This window comes from Neorhizobium fuzhouense, from assembly GCF_042611105.1.
In the GTDB taxonomy this organism is placed as follows: Bacteria; Pseudomonadota; Alphaproteobacteria; order Rhizobiales; family Rhizobiaceae; genus Neorhizobium; species Neorhizobium galegae_A.
Window position 1 is genome coordinate 205,782 of record NZ_JBHFFP010000006.1, and the last position, 15,290, is coordinate 221,071.

Here is a 15,290-nt window from a genome sequence, read left to right on the forward strand (position 1 = left end):
CGCCGTCGGCCTCGATCCCGATGAATACCAGGGCTTTGCCTGGGGCATGGGCCTCGACCGCATCGCCATGCTGAAATACGGCATGCCTGACCTGCGCGACTTCTTCAACGCCGACGTGCGCTGGATGAGCCATTACGGTTTCCGCCCGCTCGACATGCCGACGCTGTTCGGCGGTTTGAGCGCTTAAACGAGGAGATAGATCGATGAAATTCACACTCTCCTGGCTGAAGGATCATCTGGAAACGGATGCGACCCTCGATGAGATCTGCGAACGCCTGACGGCCATTGGCCTCGAGGTCGAGGAGGTCGATGACAAGGCAGCCTACAAGCCGTTTGTGATCGCCAAGGTTCTCTCGGCCGAAAAGCATCCGTCTGCCGACCGCCTGAAAGTGCTGATGGTCGATGCCGGCGAGACCAAACCAGTCCAGGTCGTCTGCGGCGCGCCCAATGCGCGCGCCGGTCTCGTCGGCGCGCTGGCGCGGCCGGGCACCTATGTGCCGGGTCTCGATGTCACGCTTGCCGTCGGCAATATCCGCGGTGTCGAAAGCCATGGCATGATGTGCTCCGAAAAGGAGCTGAACATGTCGGACAATCATGACGGCATCATCGACCTGCCGGCCGATGCGCCGGTCGGCACCCCTTTTGCCGCTTATGCCGGGCTTGACGACCCGATGATCGAGATCAACCTGACGCCGAACCGTCCGGATTGCACGAGCATATTCGGGATCGCACGCGATCTCGCCGCCTCCGGCCTTGGCACGCTGAAGCAGCCGAAGGCGCCCGATTTTTCCGTATCCGGCGAAACACCGGTGGAGGTCGTGATCGATCTTGACGATGAAAAGCTCTGCCCCGGCTTTGCGCTGCGCCTCGTGCGCGGCGTGAAAAACGGCCCGAGCCCGGCCTGGATGCAGCAGCGGCTCAAAGCGATCGGCCTTCGTCCGATCAATGCGCTGGTCGACATCACCAATTACATGACCTTCGACCAGGGCCGGCCGATGCATGTCTTCGATGCCGCCAAGGTGTCCGGCAACCTCACGGTGCGCCGGGCAAAGGACGGCGAGGAGATTCTGGCGCTCGACACCCGCACCTACACGCTGTCACCCGCCAATGTGGTGATTGCCGATGACAAGGGTGTCGAATCCATCGGCGGCATCATGGGCGGCGAGCATTCCGGCTGCGACGAAAACACCGTGGACGTGCTGATCGAATCGGCGCTGTGGGACCCGATCAACATCGCCAAATCCGGCCGGGCGCTCGGCATCATCACCGATGCGCGCTACCGTTTCGAACGCGGCGTCGATCCGAACTACATGATGCCGGGGCTGGAGCGCACGACGCAGCTGGTACTGGAGCTTTGCGGCGGCACCGCCGCCAAGGCGAAGGTGGCCGGCTACAAGGGCTATGACGCCCGCCATGTCGAGTTTCCCTTCTCCGAGGTGGAGCGCCTGACGGGGCTTACCGTCTCCGTCGAGGAGAGCCGCACGATCCTGACCGCGCTCGGCTTCGAGATCGTCTCGGGCAATGAGGAACGTGCCACCGTTGCCGTGCCCTCCTGGCGCCCGGATGTGGATGGCAAGGCGGACCTCGTCGAAGAGGTGATGCGTATCCACGGCGTCGACAAGATCCTGCCTGCACCGCTGGAGCACCAGGGCGCCGTCAACGGCCGCATCCTGACGACGCTGCAGATCCGCACCCGCACGGCCAAGCGCGCGCTTGCTTCGCGCGGCATGCTGGAAGCCGTCACCTGGTCCTTCATTCCGGAAGACCAGGCAAAACTGTTCGGCGGCGGCAAGCCTTCGCTGAGACTGGTGAACCCGATTGCCGCCGACATGTCGGACATGCGCCCCTCGCTTCTGCCGGGGCTTTTGACGGCGGCCCAGCGCAATGCCGACAAGGGTTTTGGCGATGTGGCGATCTTCGAGGTCTCCGGCACCTATGAGGGCGACACGCCGGAGGCCCAGCGGCGTGTGGCCGGCGGCATCCGCCGCGGCACGGCCTCGCTTGCCGGCGCCGGCAAATCCTGGTCGAACGCGGCAAAGGGCGGCGGCAAGCCGGTCGATGTCTATGACGCGAAGGCCGATGCGCTCGCCGTGATCGAGGCCTGCGGCCTGCCGATGGCCAATGTGCAGGTGGAGCAGGGCGGCGCTGCCTGGTATCACCCGGGCCGGTCCGGCACCATCAAGATGGGCCCGAAAGTGGTGCTTGGCCATTTTGGCGAGTTCCACCCGAACACGCTGTCGGCCCTTGATGTCTCCGGCGCGCTCTGCGGTTTCGAGGTCTATCTCGATGCCATGCCCGAGCCGAAGAAGAAGCCGACCCGCACAAAACCTGCGCTCGAACTTTCGCCCTTCCAGATGGTGAAGCGCGATTTCGCCTTTGTGGTGGACCGCACGGTGGACGCCGGCGCCCTCATCAAGGCCGCCACCACCGCCGACCGCAAGCTGGTGACCGGCGTTTCCGTCTTCGACGTGTTCGAGGGGGCTTCGCTCGGCGAAAACAAGAAGTCGATCGCCATCGAAGTGCTGATCCAGCCCGTCGACAAGACGCTGACGGATGAGGATTTTGATGCGCTGACGAAAAAGATCGTCGCAAACGTTGAAAAATCGACCGGCGGCGTTTTGCGCGCCTGAGGTTTTCCGCAAGGCGAGCTGCCGTTCCCGAATGGCGGTTCCGTTCTCTTCGCGCCCCTTTCTTGCCCGCAAGAGAGGGGCATTTTCATGCGGCACTGCGGCCCGCAATCTGCCCTTCGTTTCAGAAGCTATCAAAGAACGGCCATGCGGATCCAAGTTTTGTAAAGAGCTATGGGCGAGCGGCCACGCGGCGGCAAAACCCGTGTTTCAACGATAGGCGGACCGGGCGCTGAAAGCTGCCTCGTAGGAATTTTATAGAAGTGACACCTTTCAGCGCCCCGTTCAGCGGTTTTTGCTCGCGCGTGGGGTCTCTCTGCCTGGCAGGTGATGTCTTAGGCTTTGCCATCGCCGCACTCCTTAAATCGGGAGCGGACAGCGGGCGACGAACCCCAAAAACCTCCTGCCCCTGTGTGCCGCACAGACACGCCCGACGCGATTTCTCGGACAGGAAACGGCAAGGACCTGTCCGGGGCCTGCCATTTCCCCCGTGTCGCCGGAGGGAGACCAGTTTCCGCGAGCCCGGTGCATGAGCTTTTGCGTCATATCCCCACGCCCCGCGCCGGCCCCGCATCGCCAGAACGCCTTCTGGTGTATCCGCTGCGAGACGGAGCCATTGTAAGCCAGCTTGTGGGGGGTGAGGATGACGAAGGTCAGGTTTATTTTTCGGTGCTTCGGATGACGGTCGATCAATCAGTGACTCGTGCTGAAGCGGCGCCAGGCGCTCGGTGTTTTGCCTGTTGCCTTGCGAAAGATGCGGGAAAGATGGGCCTGGTCCGAGAGGCCGCAGTCGAGCGCGATCTCGCTCAAAGAGGCCCGGCTGCTGGTCATCCGGTGCTTGGCATGCTCCACCCGGCGGCTGATGATGTAGTTGTGCGGCGACATGTCAAAGCTGACCTTGAAGGCTGCGGAGAAGTAGCTCGTGCTCAGCCGGACCAGGCGCGCGAGTTCGTCGAGCGATATCGTTGTGGCAAGATTGTCCTCGATATACTGCCGGACCCGATTTTCCTGCCAGGGTGCCAGCCCCCCGGTCGCGGGCCGCTTGCGGGGAGCCTCACTGGCCGGATACGGGCGCAGAAGGGTGGATGCCTGTTTCATCAGGTCGATTGCGACCGTCTCGTCACTGTCGACAAGAGTGATCGCGTGCATCAACAGACGGGAGACTTCGCTCGAGGATTCGACGAAGAGACTGTCGAAAGCTGCAGGCTTATCGTGATTGGAAACAGCGTTGGTACCGAGAAACATGCCGACCTCCTGAATGAACCTTGAAAGCGTTTGGCTATGAGGTCATTCTGGCTCGATCAGCGTGTTGCGGAAATTGTCCATCAATTGGCTTTTTCTAAACGCCAGTCGTAGCGGGTCATACCAATGTATGATTGATCCCCGGATCGAGAGCGGCTGAACCCGTGTGGTCTGGGGTTTCGGGATAGGCTGCGCGGACTATTCTCACCCTTTGGATCGTTCGCTCGTTTTTGGATGATCCGGGGCCATATCGTCGCCCGAAGCTTTCAACTGCCCGCCGGAGACTGTATCGTTCAACGCAAGGCTGCAATCTTGCTGTCAGCAGGGATTGCTAGGGACGCGCTGTAACGGTTGTGGAACGGGACATGGAGAGCGGAAATCTGTCACGGGGCGCTTTTTCTCTTGCTCCGCTGGCGATGGTCAGACTGGATCTGCGCAAGACGCGTGATCTGGTTGCGGACTGGAGCATACCTCTGGAGAGTGATCGAAGCTACGACCATGCCTGCGTCTGCGCCCTGACCAACAGCGCCGACATTCTGGACCTCAACAGTGCCGCCCAATCCATCATCGCGCTGGATGGAAAGGCAAGGCCGGACCGCTTGTCCCACATCATTCCCGAAAAACTGCAAAAGACCTTCGCGAAAGGGCTTGTGGCGCTCCTTCAGGGAAAAAGCTTTTCCATGGAAGGCACGGTAAAGTCCGCCGACGGGGCTGATTTTCCGGCCCACATCGCAGGGTGGACGGATATCCAGACCCACGAACGGGACCAGGTCATCATCGGCATCACCAAGCTCGATCACCCCCTTGGCAGCAATAACACCGACATCCTTGCCGACCTTGCCCATGCGGCGAGAATCTCGATGCTCGGCGAGATGACGGCATCGATCTCGCATGAAGTGAACCAGCCGCTGGGATCGATTGTCACGAGCGCCGAGGCGGGGCTGCGCTGGCTCAGCCACGACAAGCCGGATCTCGAAGAAGTTCGCTCGCTGCTCGAACGGATCGTTGCAAGCGGCAGGCGGGCCGGCAACATCATATCGGCCTTGAAGGGTTTGGCGCGCAATGCAAAACCGGAACGGGAAACTGTCGATATAGCCGGCCTCATCGACGAGGCGGTTCTCATTCTTCGCTCGGACCTTAATCGCCGCCAGATCGGCTTGCGTCTGGAGATTGCGCCCGATCTGCCACCCGCCTGGATTGACCGGACACAGGTGCTTCAGGTCATCGTCAATCTGGTCAGCAATGCGGCCCAGGCAATGTCGGACGGCCAGGCCTGGAACAGGACGCTGGCGATCAGAGCACGGGAGAACCGGCAGAAGATTGTGCTGGAGGTGGAAGATAGCGGCCCCGGGGTGGACCCGCAGGTGCGCGAACGCCTGTTCGAGAGCTTTTACACCACCAAGCCGACAGGCATTGGAATGGGGCTGGCAATCTGCCGATCGATCATCGAGGCCCACGACAGCAAGATCGAGCTGCAGTCCTCGCCCTATCTGGGGGCGCGCTTCAGCTTTACGCTTGCCACTGGACCAGATGCGGACACGGCGGCTTCGTCGGATAGCACCGACACTGCGTAAGCCATGGATGTCCATCTTGTCGCAGTGGCCCCTTATCTTATGGAAGAATCGACTTACCGTTTCAGGATCATGAAACTTTGAGACAGGCGCGGGCAGAAAAAAGATCGCCCGCGCCGGTTCACATGGCTCTTTGTCAGCGTTTCGCAAGCGTCTTTCGCCGGACGAGATCCAGAAGAAGTGTTAGCAGAGCAAGAACGGCGATGGTGACGACGCCGATATCGACGGCCGTGGTCAGCGTGTAGAGCGTGGCGATCTCTCCGAGCGACAATGCGACCACGGCCTGCGCAAGGTATGCCACCAGAAAGAGCGCAGAGAGCGTTGCCGCCCGGTGGGTCACGGGCAGATGGCCGTTGATCAGGGAAAGACCGCCAAGCAGCAACCAGCTATAGGCAGCGCCGGCGCCAATCTGGGCAAGCCTGTAGAGGCTGAGCGAGTGCTCGACCGCCGCAAGGGCAAGGAGCGCCGAGGAGGCGATGGCCGTCACGCCACCCAACACGATCACTTTCGCTGCGCTCAGTTTGCGGGCCGGAATGGTGGCAAGCGCAGACGCAAGGGCAAACAGGGCGATCGTTCCTCCGTTGACCAGTGCATTCGAAGAGGCAACGACATCGCGCGCGACCTGGGCGCCGAGGGAAAGCACCATGGCGCCCAGAACATAGGCCCCGGTGACCGCTGCGGTGGACGCGACGAAGACCGCAAACACGCCGTTCGGGATGGACGGCACCCTGGGCCGCCAGTGGCCGGCAGCCCGTGATGCGGTGTGATTTGGCATGAACCACGTCACGGCGATCAGGCAGAGAAGAACGGCCGTCAGGACGGCGAAATTCAGCCTCAGCGGAAGCGGCGCATACTGGATGAGTGCGCCGCCGACGAGGACAGCCGCCATCATTCCGAAGCCTTGCGCGGCGGCTGTCGCACTGCCTGCCTGACCGACCCGATGCGGCGGGCTGAATTCAACGACCGCCGCGGCCGAGGGACCGGCTGAAAGCCCCACGCCTACGCCCATGAAGGCGCGCCCGAAAAATATCCAGTTGACGTCCGGCGCCACCGCGAAGATCAGCGATCCCAATGCGGAGAAGGCAAGCCCGGCCAGCATGGTCTCTCGTCTGCCGATGTGGTCGGAAAGGTTTCCGAACAACACCAGAACAGCCACGACAAAGACAGGATAGACCGCGAATATGGCGGTCGTCGTGAATGTGGTGAGATGCCATTGCCGGGCGTAGAGGGGATAGGTCAAAGCGGGCGCGGCACTTGTCCAGATGGTGTGCGCAACAATGGCCGCCGCGGTCAGGAAGCTTGCCTGGCGCCCGAGTACCCTGCGTGACATCACCTTTCTCCCGCAGCACTGTTGAACGCGTAGGCATCGCCGGCCTTCTGAATTCTGCCGACGCCCGGATAGGTCCAGTGAAAGCCAAGCAGCTTGGCGTTCTGGGCTGCGGCCTGATCGAGCAGAGCCCGGCGCGTCACCTTTGCCTTGGCAGGATCCATGTCGAAGCCAAAACTCCAGTCGGGATGTTCGAAGGAAACGATCTCGCTCGAGACGGCATCCACGGTGATGATCAAGGGAACATCCCCGTCGAGCACGACCGACAGATGGCCGGGTGTATGTCCAGGCGTTGACAGGACATGCATGCCCGGCACGATCTCGTCACCACCCTCCAGGAAAATGACCCTGTCCTGCAAGGCGGCCAGATCCCGGCGGGCACCCTCGACGAAAGGCTGCACTTCTGCAGGCAAAGCGGAGGCGGCCTCCCCCATCCAGAAGTCCCACTCGGCCTTGCCGACAAAGTATTTTGCCTTCGGAAAGCGCAGACTTCCGTCGTCTCTCAGCACGCCCCAGATATGGTCAGGGTGCGCGTGAGAGAGAAGCACGATCGTCACCTCGTCGGCACGGACACCGACACGCTCCAGATTTTCCTCAAGCATGCCTTCGGTGGGCTGGAAGCGCTTGCCGGCACCGACATCCACCAGGATGACCTCCTCGTCGTGGACGATCAGGGGAATGTTTGATTGAGCGTGGGCGATGTTGTCGCGGCCATCGAGGCGGGAGACGATGGTTGCTCTTTGCGCATCGTCGGCTTCGGGCGCAAACAGCTCGCCGTTCAGCACGATCGGGCCATCGGACAGCACGGTGATATCGAATTCGCCGTGGCGGAAACTGTGAAAATCAGATTGGGTCATCTGCAAACTCCAGGTGTTGATGGAGCTTCATGTCGGTCCATCGAACGTGTTTTGAAACTGACATTATTGATGATCTTCCGTTCATTTTTGAACGGTAGTGAGCCGTGTGCTCGTGGCAGCGGATCCGTTAACCAATGGCCATAAGGTGGTCAGGACTTTCCCTGCCTCCCCGCCTCAGGGTCTGGCGGCCGGGCCTTCGTAATTTGCCGGGATCCAGAAGAAGTGCCCCTGGGAGGCGCTGACATGTCCGAGGCCGGGGAAGGAGATGTGCGCCGCGCCGATCCAGTAGCCGTTGCGCGCGGCGTCGGAGAAAATCATCTCGCGTTCTTTCTCGGCCATCCGGGCATCGCTGTCGTAAGCGAGCGTCACGGAGGGGTTCGGAAACTGCACGGCGGCGACGTGAACGACATCACCCCACATCAGCATCTTCTGCCCCTCGCTCTCGACCATGAAGAAGCTGTGACCGGGCGTATGCCCGGGGCTCGCAATCGGCGTGATGCCCGGTGAAAGTTCCTGGCCATAGGCGAAAGGCTTGAATTTTCCCGCATCGATATAGGGCCTGAGCGAGGCCTTATCGCCCTCGAACATGGAATTCAGAAGCTTCGGCGCTGCCTGCTCGTTCCTGTCGTTGAGCCAGTAATCCGCGTCGGCCTCGCTCACCCGAACGATCGCGTTGGGGAAAGCCATCTTGCCGTTGGGCGCGATGCCGCCGACGTGGTCTGCGTGCAGATGCGTCAGATAGATCTCATCAACCTGATCGGGTAAGTAGCCGGCGCTTTTGAGATTATCGATAAGGTGACCGCAGCAGTCGCCGTAAAGTGACCCGGCACCGCTGTCGATCAGGATCAGTCTGCTTCCAGTGTTGATCAGGAAGGCGTTGATCGATCCCTGGACCGGCACGGCAAGCCTGCTTTCCGCAAGCAGTGCATCGGCCTCGCCGGGCGCCACCTGATCAAGCGGAACCGCACCTTTGTTGTCGACCACCTGGGTCAGCACCATGTGAACCGGAAAAGGGTGCGTGCCATCCGAAAGCACGGTGATCTCGAACCGACCGAGCATCATCCGGTAGAAGCCGGGTGCCTGGGTTCCGACGATCGGCGCGGCCGCAAGAGACGGCGTTGCCAGCGTCATGGTCAGCGTCGCGGCGGTCGTCAGGCAAACCGCGGCGAGCGCCAGCAGGCGCGACCGCACGGGCAAGGCAGATCTCGCAGACATCTCTGTTCTCCATGTTTTGCAGGGGCGCTTGCCCGGCCCTCGGCCGGTTTTTTCCGCGACTGCAGGATGTGTGGTGCAACGATGGTCAAAGCCCGCTGGCGGCGATGACGCTTTCGGCATCGACCGAGCTTCGGCAATGTTCCGGTAGCCCTTCGGGACAATCAGGTATCGATCGTGTTGCGCTTCGAGGAAACATCGGCGCGACTGGTGCCGCCAGGGAGATGCCCGAACATGTGCGGCTTGATCTGGTAGAGCCAGGACACGGCAGCGGGTTCCTTGCTCCAGAGCGTGCGGGCGAACGGAATGAGCTGTTCGCCGACCAGGATGCCGAGAAGGCCGACAAGCGCGATCACCGGAGGGGCCGGCGAACGGACGTTCAAAAGGCTGTAGATGATGCCGACCAACAGGCCAGCGCCGAGCGAGAGGATGTAGATTTTCATGGACAGGATCTCCGTCATGGCCAGGAAGCCGCTCCATCGGACATGGAGCGGCATTCACGATGGTTTCAGTGGCTTTCGGACGCGTTGAACATCGTCTTTGCGTAGATGATGCCGAGGCCGTATGAGCCGCCGAACTTCTTGGCCACACCCGTCGTCATGTCGTAGGTTTCCGTGCGTGCCCAGTCGCGTTGCAGTTCGAGCATGTACTGAAGCGAGGTCATCGGCTGTGCGCCAATCTGGACCATGCGGTCCATGGCGCGGTTATGGGCCTCTTCGGTGACGTCACCGCAGGCATCCGCGATCACGAACACTTCAAAGCCCTGTTCGATGGCGGAGAGCGCCGGACCGACAATGCAAACACCGGTCCACAGGCCGGTCAGAACGATCCGCTTCTTGCCGATCCGGTTGATCTCTTCGATCACGGCCGCGTCTTCCCAGGTGTTCATCGACGTGCGATCGAACAGCTTCTGCCCCGGGAAAGCCTCGGTGATTTCATTGAACATCGGGCCGGAGAAGCTCTTCTCCGCAACGGTCGTCAGGATGGTGGAGACGCCGAAGCCCTTGGCGGCATTGGCAACGAGGGCCGCATTGTTGCGCAGGTTGACGGCGTCGATGCTCTTGGTCGCAAAGGACATCTGCGACTGAAAATCGATCATGAGAAGCGTGTGGTCCGTCGGCGTCAGAAGCTTGGAGCCGGGCGTCGCAGTGGCATGAACGGTCATGAGTGTTATCCCCTTGGATGATGCGAAATTGCATGGGGGCAAGATGCTGCAGATCGCCGGCACATTCTTGTCGCATAAAGAGGTGGTTTGGATGATCTCGCGGAGAGCGATAATCCGGATCATCCTGCGGCTTCGATCCTCACTCGGTCGACAGACCGGAACAGCCCCGTACAACACTTCGACGCGCTATGCCGCGCGGCGCACGCCGATTTTTTGAACGTTTGTGCTGCAATTTGGCGATTGCACCCATTAAAAACCACAGCCTCTGGCGGTCCGGGGCGACAACTGGTAAAGCTCTATTAATCCACTGGAATTGAACATCGGGGCTGTCAAATGCCAATGCTGACTGTTCGCGACAACACGCGACTCTATTATAAAGATTGGGGAAGCGGCCGCCCGGTTTTGTTCAGTCACGGCTGGCCCTTGAATGCGGATATGTGGGAAAACCAGATGATGCATCTTGCGTCGGAAGGCTTCCGGGTCATCGCACATGACCGCAGAGGCTTCGGCCGGTCCGACCAGCCCTGGCACGGCTATGACCCTGATACGTTCTCCGAAGATCTGGCCGAGATCATCAACGCCCTCGATCTTAAGGATGTGACCCTCGTCGGTTACGCAATGGGTGGCGGCGAGATCACGCGCTATATCGGTCGGCACGGCACCGAGCGCATCTCGCGTCTTGTGCTCATCGGCGCCACCACCCCGAAACTGGCCTGGAGCGAAGATTATCCGAACGGCGTTCCCGAAGCTGTCTTCGAGGGTGTGAGAGCCGGATTGCGCGCGGATCGGGCGGAATTCATTCGCGGCTTCTCACGCCTGTTCTTCGGGGCAGACAAAGAGGGGGCGACTGTTTCCGAAGGAAGCATGATGCAACTGCACCAGATCGCGATGCAGTGCTCCCTGAAGGCGGCGCATGATTCGATCACGGCTTGTGCCATGACCGACTATCGCGACGACATACAGAAGTTCGACATTCCAGTCCTCATCATTCACGGTGAAGACGATGCTTTCGTTCCCTTCCGTGCGACCGCTCAGCAGGCGATCCAGCTGATGCCGAACGCGGAATTGAAGGTGTACGAGAACGCTCCGCACGGACTTCTGTTCACGCACAAGGATCGTTTGAACAGCGATCTCTTGAACTTCCTTCGCCAATGACCGCCGTCGCGACAGAAGAGGCCGTCGTTTTCATCGTCGAGGACGATGAGGAACTGCGATTGTCCCTCGACAGCCTCTTCCGCTCGGTCGGCCTGAAGTCGAGCATGTTTGCGAATGCGCGCGAATATATGGATGCCAGGAAGCCTGACGTGCCGGCATGCCTTGTCGTCGATGTTCGTCTGCCGGGACTGAGCGGCCTGGATTTTCACGATCAACTGATGAAGGCGGGTTCGGCGGTTCCGGTCATTTTCATGACGGGACATGGCGATATTCCCATGAGCGTCAGAGCGATGAAGGCGGGTGCGGTCGATTTTCTGCCAAAACCGTTTCGCGACCAGGACATGCTGGACGCCGTCGCATCTGCCCTGGAGATCGGCCGCAACAGGCGGCAGGGCGAGCTTGAGCGTCTCGCATTGCGCAAACGCTACGGGGAACTCAGTCTGCGCGAGCGGCAGGTGATGACCCTCGTCACCACCGGATTGATGAACAAGCAGGTTGCCGGAAAGCTCTCGTTGAGCGAGGTCACCGTCAAGATCCATCGTGGTTCCGTCATGCGCAAGATGGGCGCAAAGACATTGGCAGACCTCATCAAGATGGCCGAGCTTCTGGAACTCCACCTGGACCCTGAGAATGTCTGAGATCAGCCGCGGACGGACCGGCTGATCGTCTCCAGAAGATCGTCCAGCCCGAACGGCTTGGTGACAAGGACGGCGGCTCCCGCAGCGACCGCTCTTTCAGCAAGACCCTGTTCAAACCGCCCGGTCATCAGAATGACAGGCAAAGACGGCCGGAGCTTCTTCAGAAGCGGAACGAGGTCGAGACCGGACATCATCGGCATGTGGATGTCACTGATGACGCAGCTGAGGCGGCCAATATCGTCCGACGAGAGAAGGGCTTCAGCCGACGAGAAACACACCGCCATGTAGCCCAGGGAGCGGATCAGACTCGCCAGTGCCGCAGGAATATCCGGATCGTCATCGACGATCCCAATCAATGGAATTTCCTGCATCCTTTTCCCCAGTCTGCATCTGGACGATGCACTGTTCTTAATGTCGCGCGGTGGGATAGCACATGCCATGTCTCCGCCACCGAAAGCCTGATGCTGCACTAAAACCACGCGCCCGGAGGCTTGCTGCACAGGGCAGAAGGTAATGACTAAACACTAACAGGGCGTCGATATTGGATTTTCTAACGGTCCATGGACGTTTGTACTGACACTTTCGAAGCGAAAGGGTGCTGCAAGACCAACGTATGCTGAAACCATCCCAGCGTATGATTTCCTTCGTGGCGAGTTCCGCTATCCTTCACTCGTTGCCTCATCGAGAGGCGGTAGCGACCCCTCCCACGCTACCAACATGCTTCGGCTCCCCCTCACCGAAGCAGCGGACATGATCCGCCTGGCCGCTCAGTTCCGCCCCTGAGCGGCCACTTTTTTTGACCGTAAGCCGGACGCGCCGGGACAGACAATTCATTCGCACCCGCTTTTCGTCAAATTCAGCACATCCGTTCAAGCCACCGCCCCACCTTTGGCTTAGCTCTTTGCCTCAAGCAATCTGCATGCAGGAGCCACAGAATGACGAACCCACCGCTGCTTACCCCCGCCGACGTCACCCTGCTGATGGTTGACCAGCAAGCTGGCCTTGCCTTCGGGGTGGGATCGATCGACCGGCAAATGCTTGTCAACAACGTGATCGCCCTTGCCAGAACCGCAAAGACATTCCAGCTTCCGGTGGTCGTCTCGACCTCTGCCTCCAAAGTGTACAGCGGGCCGCTGATGCCATCGATCAGAAGCGTTCTCGGGGACGTGCCGTCGCTCGAGCGCCGGAATATGAATGCGTGGGAAGACCAAGCCGTTCGTGATGAGATCGAAAAGACCGGACGTCGCAAGCTTCTCGTGTCCGGCCTTCTGACCGAGGCCTGCGTGTCTTTCCCGGTCCTGTCGGCCTTGGCCGATGGTTATGAGGTGTCCGTCGTTGCCGACACCTGCGGCGGGATAACGCCGGAGAGCCATGCGCTTGCCCTTCGCCGCATGGAAGCTGCCGGCGCGACGATGACCTCGTGGCTGCAGGTGCTCCTCGAACTGCAACGGGATTGGACCCGCAAGGAAACCTATGACGGAGCGCGCGCCATCGTTGAAGGCCATGCGGGCGGTTACGGCATAGGCCTCGCCTATGCGCGCGACATGATCCATCCGGTGTGATGGCCGTCAACAACCGCCCCCTTCTACAGACATTTTGAATTGGAGACCTCTGATGACCGCCGACATCATCCTACACAACGGACTTTTCACCACGCTCGATCGCAGCAATCCGACGGCAACTGCCGTTGCAATCAAGGACGGCCTTTTCCTCGCCGTCGGGCAGGATGCCGAGATCATGGCGCTTGCCGCTCCTGAGACCAAGGTGATCGATCTGAAAGGCAAGCGAGTGCTGCCCGGCCTCATCGACAACCACACCCACGTCGTGCGCGGTGGCTTGAACTTCAACATGGAACTGCGCTGGGATGGCGTGCGCTCGCTGGCCGACGCCATGGACATGCTGAAGAAGCAGGTGGCGATCACGCCGGCGCCGCAATGGGTGCGGGTCGTCGGGGGCTTTACCGAGCACCAGTTTGCCGAAAAGCGCCTGCCGACGATCGACGAAATCAATGCTGTGGCACCCGATACGCCGGTTTTCCTGCTGCATCTCTATGACCGTGCGCTGCTGAACGGTGCCGCGCTGCGCGCTGTCGGCTATACCCGCGACACGCCCAATCCGCCCGGCGGCGAGATTACCCGCGACGCGAACGGCAATCCGACCGGTCTGCTGCTTGCCAAGCCCAATGCCGGCATTCTCTATTCGACGCTTGCCAAGGGGCCGAAGCTGCCCTTCGATTACCAGGTCAATTCCACCCGCCACTTCATGCGCGAACTGAACCGCCTCGGCATTACCGGCGTCATCGATGCGGGCGGCGGCTTCCAGAACTATCCCGACGATTATGCCGTGATCCAGAAGCTCTCGGACGAGAACCAACTGACGGTGCGGCTGGCCTACAATCTCTTCACCCAGAAGCCGAAGCAGGAAAAGGAAGACTTCCTCAACTGGACATCCTCCGTCAAATACAAGCAGGGCAACGATTACTTCCGTCATAACGGGGCCGGCGAGATGCTCGTCTTCTCGGCCGCCGATTTTGAGGATTTCCGCCAGCCCCGCCCGGAAATGGCGCCTGAGATGGAAGGCGAGCTGGAAGAGGTGGTGCGCGTGCTTGCGGAAAACCGCTGGCCCTGGCGTCTGCACGCAACCTATGACCAAACCATCTCGCGGGCGCTCGACGTGTTCGAGAAGGTCAACAAGGACATTCCGCTTGAAGGGCTGAACTGGTTCTTCGACCATGCCGAAACCATTTCCGAACGCTCCATCGACCGCATCGCGGCCCTTGGCGGCGGCATCGCCACCCAGCATCGCATGGCCTATCAGGGCGAGTACTTCGTCGAACGCTATGGCCATGGCGTGGCCGAAGCCACACCGCCGATCCGGCGCATGCTGGAAAAAGGCGTCAACGTCTCGGCCGGCACGGATGCCACGCGGGTCGCCTCCTACAACCCCTGGGTTTCGCTCTCCTGGATGGTGACCGGCAAGACGGTGGGCGGCATGCAGCTTTATCCGCGCGCCAATTGCCTCGATCGCGAGACGGCGCTGCGCATGTGGACGGAAAAGGTCACCTGGTTCTCCAACGAAGAAGGCAAGAAGGGCCGCATCGAGAAGGGCCAGTTCGCCGACCTCGTGGTGCCGGACAAGGACTTCTTCACCTGCGCCGAAGACGAGATTTCCTTCCTCACATCCGAGCTGACGATGGTGGGCGGCAGGATCGTCTACGGCGCCGGCGATTTCGCCAAACTCGATGAGAACCCTGTCCCGCCGGCCATGCCGGACTGGTCGCCCGTCAGAAAATTCGGCGGCTATGCGGCCTGGGGTGAACCGGAGGGTGCCGGCGCCCGGTCTCTGCGCCGCACGGCCATCGCCACATGCGGCTGCGCGAGCGATTGCGGGGTTCACGGTCATGACCATGCAGGCGCCTGGACATCGAAGCTTCCGATCGCAGATCTCAAGGGCTTCTTTGGCGCGCTTGGCTGCTCCTGCTGGGCCGTGTGAGGAG

General features: G+C 60.7%; 14 protein-coding genes. 7 read left to right on the plus strand and 7 right to left on the minus strand.

The window, feature by feature from the left end; translation table 11 throughout:
- Positions 1-187 (plus strand): tRNA ligase subunit PheS family protein (locus ACEXP3_RS13165; protein ID WP_508436197.1); only part of this gene is annotated, 187 nt, incomplete at its 5' end.
- A 16-nt stretch (positions 188-203) separates the two neighbouring features.
- Positions 204-2,630 (plus strand): phenylalanine--tRNA ligase subunit beta, encoded by a 2,427-nt coding sequence (gene pheT, locus ACEXP3_RS13170; RefSeq protein WP_377297666.1) that lies wholly within the window; start codon positions 204-206, stop codon positions 2,628-2,630.
- Between the two features lie 690 nt (positions 2,631-3,320).
- Here pheT and ACEXP3_RS13175 read toward each other — a convergent pair.
- Positions 3,321-3,872, minus strand: coding sequence for an AraC family transcriptional regulator (locus ACEXP3_RS13175; protein ID WP_377297667.1), 552 nt, complete (start codon positions 3,870-3,872; stop codon positions 3,321-3,323).
- Positions 3,873-4,234: 362 nt separating this feature from the next.
- On the opposite strand from ACEXP3_RS13175, the gene ACEXP3_RS13180 reads away from it, so the two are divergent.
- Complete coding sequence (locus ACEXP3_RS13180; protein WP_377297669.1) at positions 4,235-5,443, plus strand: sensor histidine kinase; 1,209 nt, start codon at positions 4,235-4,237, stop codon at positions 5,441-5,443.
- Between the two features lie 133 nt (positions 5,444-5,576).
- On the opposite strand, the gene ACEXP3_RS13185 is transcribed toward ACEXP3_RS13180, so the two are convergent.
- The 5 genes from ACEXP3_RS13185 to ACEXP3_RS13205 form a co-directional block, all read right to left on the minus strand.
- The gene (locus ACEXP3_RS13185; protein WP_377297670.1) at positions 5,577-6,770 is read right to left on the minus strand and encodes an MFS transporter; all 1,194 of its coding nucleotides are present in this window, start codon (positions 6,768-6,770) and stop codon (positions 5,577-5,579) included.
- Positions 6,770-7,624, minus strand: a complete 855-nt coding sequence (locus ACEXP3_RS13190) for an MBL fold metallo-hydrolase (RefSeq protein ID WP_377297671.1) — start codon at positions 7,622-7,624, stop codon at positions 6,770-6,772. Before ACEXP3_RS13190 ends, ACEXP3_RS13185 begins: the two co-directional genes overlap by 1 nt.
- A gap of 174 nt (positions 7,625-7,798) precedes the next feature.
- Positions 7,799-8,839, minus strand: coding sequence for an MBL fold metallo-hydrolase (locus tag ACEXP3_RS13195; protein WP_377297672.1), 1,041 nt, complete (start codon positions 8,837-8,839; stop codon positions 7,799-7,801).
- Positions 8,840-9,000: 161 nt separating this feature from the next.
- A complete protein-coding gene (locus ACEXP3_RS13200) occupies positions 9,001-9,279 on the minus strand; it encodes a XapX domain-containing protein (protein WP_377297674.1) in 279 nt (92 codons plus the stop codon).
- Between the two features lie 65 nt (positions 9,280-9,344).
- Positions 9,345-10,001, minus strand: coding sequence for a hydrolase (locus tag ACEXP3_RS13205; protein ID WP_377297675.1), 657 nt, complete (start codon positions 9,999-10,001; stop codon positions 9,345-9,347).
- A 333-nt stretch (positions 10,002-10,334) separates the two neighbouring features.
- On the opposite strand from ACEXP3_RS13205, the gene ACEXP3_RS13210 reads away from it, so the two are divergent.
- A complete protein-coding gene (locus ACEXP3_RS13210; RefSeq protein WP_210107280.1) occupies positions 10,335-11,156 on the plus strand; it encodes an alpha/beta fold hydrolase in 822 nt (273 codons plus the stop codon).
- Positions 11,153-11,794 carry a response regulator transcription factor gene (locus ACEXP3_RS13215; RefSeq protein ID WP_377297676.1) on the plus strand — a complete coding sequence of 214 codons (642 nt, stop codon included), beginning with the start codon at positions 11,153-11,155 and terminating at the stop codon, positions 11,792-11,794. The genes ACEXP3_RS13210 and ACEXP3_RS13215 overlap by 4 nt, the downstream gene beginning before the upstream one ends.
- Before the next feature lie 2 nt (positions 11,795-11,796).
- On the opposite strand, the gene ACEXP3_RS13220 is transcribed toward ACEXP3_RS13215, so the two are convergent.
- Positions 11,797-12,150: a response regulator transcription factor gene (locus ACEXP3_RS13220; RefSeq protein WP_377297677.1), complete on the minus strand. Its 354-nt coding sequence runs from the start codon at positions 12,148-12,150 to the stop codon at positions 11,797-11,799.
- Between the two features lie 579 nt (positions 12,151-12,729).
- On the opposite strand from ACEXP3_RS13220, the gene ACEXP3_RS13225 reads away from it, so the two are divergent.
- The gene (locus tag ACEXP3_RS13225; protein WP_377297678.1) at positions 12,730-13,356 is read left to right on the plus strand and encodes a hydrolase; all 627 of its coding nucleotides are present in this window, start codon (positions 12,730-12,732) and stop codon (positions 13,354-13,356) included.
- 52 nt (positions 13,357-13,408) lie between these two features.
- Positions 13,409-15,286, plus strand: coding sequence for an amidohydrolase (locus ACEXP3_RS13230; protein WP_377297679.1), 1,878 nt, complete (start codon positions 13,409-13,411; stop codon positions 15,284-15,286).
- The last annotated feature ends 4 nt before the right edge of the window (positions 15,287-15,290 follow it).

Bases quoted from the DNA above. Each gene is read 5' to 3' on its own strand.
- pheT (WP_377297666.1), top strand. From the start codon at position 204: ATGAAATTCACACTCTCCTGGCTGAAGGATCATCTGGAAACGGATGCG.
- ACEXP3_RS13175 (WP_377297667.1), bottom strand. From the start codon at position 3,872: ATGTTTCTCGGTACCAACGCTGTTTCCAATCACGATAAGCCTGCAGCT.
- ACEXP3_RS13180 (WP_377297669.1), top strand. From the start codon at position 4,235: ATGGAGAGCGGAAATCTGTCACGGGGCGCTTTTTCTCTTGCTCCGCTG.
- ACEXP3_RS13185 (WP_377297670.1), bottom strand. From the start codon at position 6,770: ATGTCACGCAGGGTACTCGGGCGCCAGGCAAGCTTCCTGACCGCGGCG.
- ACEXP3_RS13190 (WP_377297671.1), bottom strand. From the start codon at position 7,624: ATGACCCAATCTGATTTTCACAGTTTCCGCCACGGCGAATTCGATATC.
- ACEXP3_RS13195 (WP_377297672.1), bottom strand. From the start codon at position 8,839: ATGTCTGCGAGATCTGCCTTGCCCGTGCGGTCGCGCCTGCTGGCGCTC.
- ACEXP3_RS13200 (WP_377297674.1), bottom strand. From the start codon at position 9,279: ATGAAAATCTACATCCTCTCGCTCGGCGCTGGCCTGTTGGTCGGCATC.
- ACEXP3_RS13205 (WP_377297675.1), bottom strand. From the start codon at position 10,001: ATGACCGTTCATGCCACTGCGACGCCCGGCTCCAAGCTTCTGACGCCG.
- ACEXP3_RS13210 (WP_210107280.1), top strand. From the start codon at position 10,335: ATGCCAATGCTGACTGTTCGCGACAACACGCGACTCTATTATAAAGAT.
- ACEXP3_RS13215 (WP_377297676.1), top strand. From the start codon at position 11,153: ATGACCGCCGTCGCGACAGAAGAGGCCGTCGTTTTCATCGTCGAGGAC.
- ACEXP3_RS13225 (WP_377297678.1), top strand. From the start codon at position 12,730: ATGACGAACCCACCGCTGCTTACCCCCGCCGACGTCACCCTGCTGATG.
- ACEXP3_RS13230 (WP_377297679.1), top strand. From the start codon at position 13,409: ATGACCGCCGACATCATCCTACACAACGGACTTTTCACCACGCTCGAT.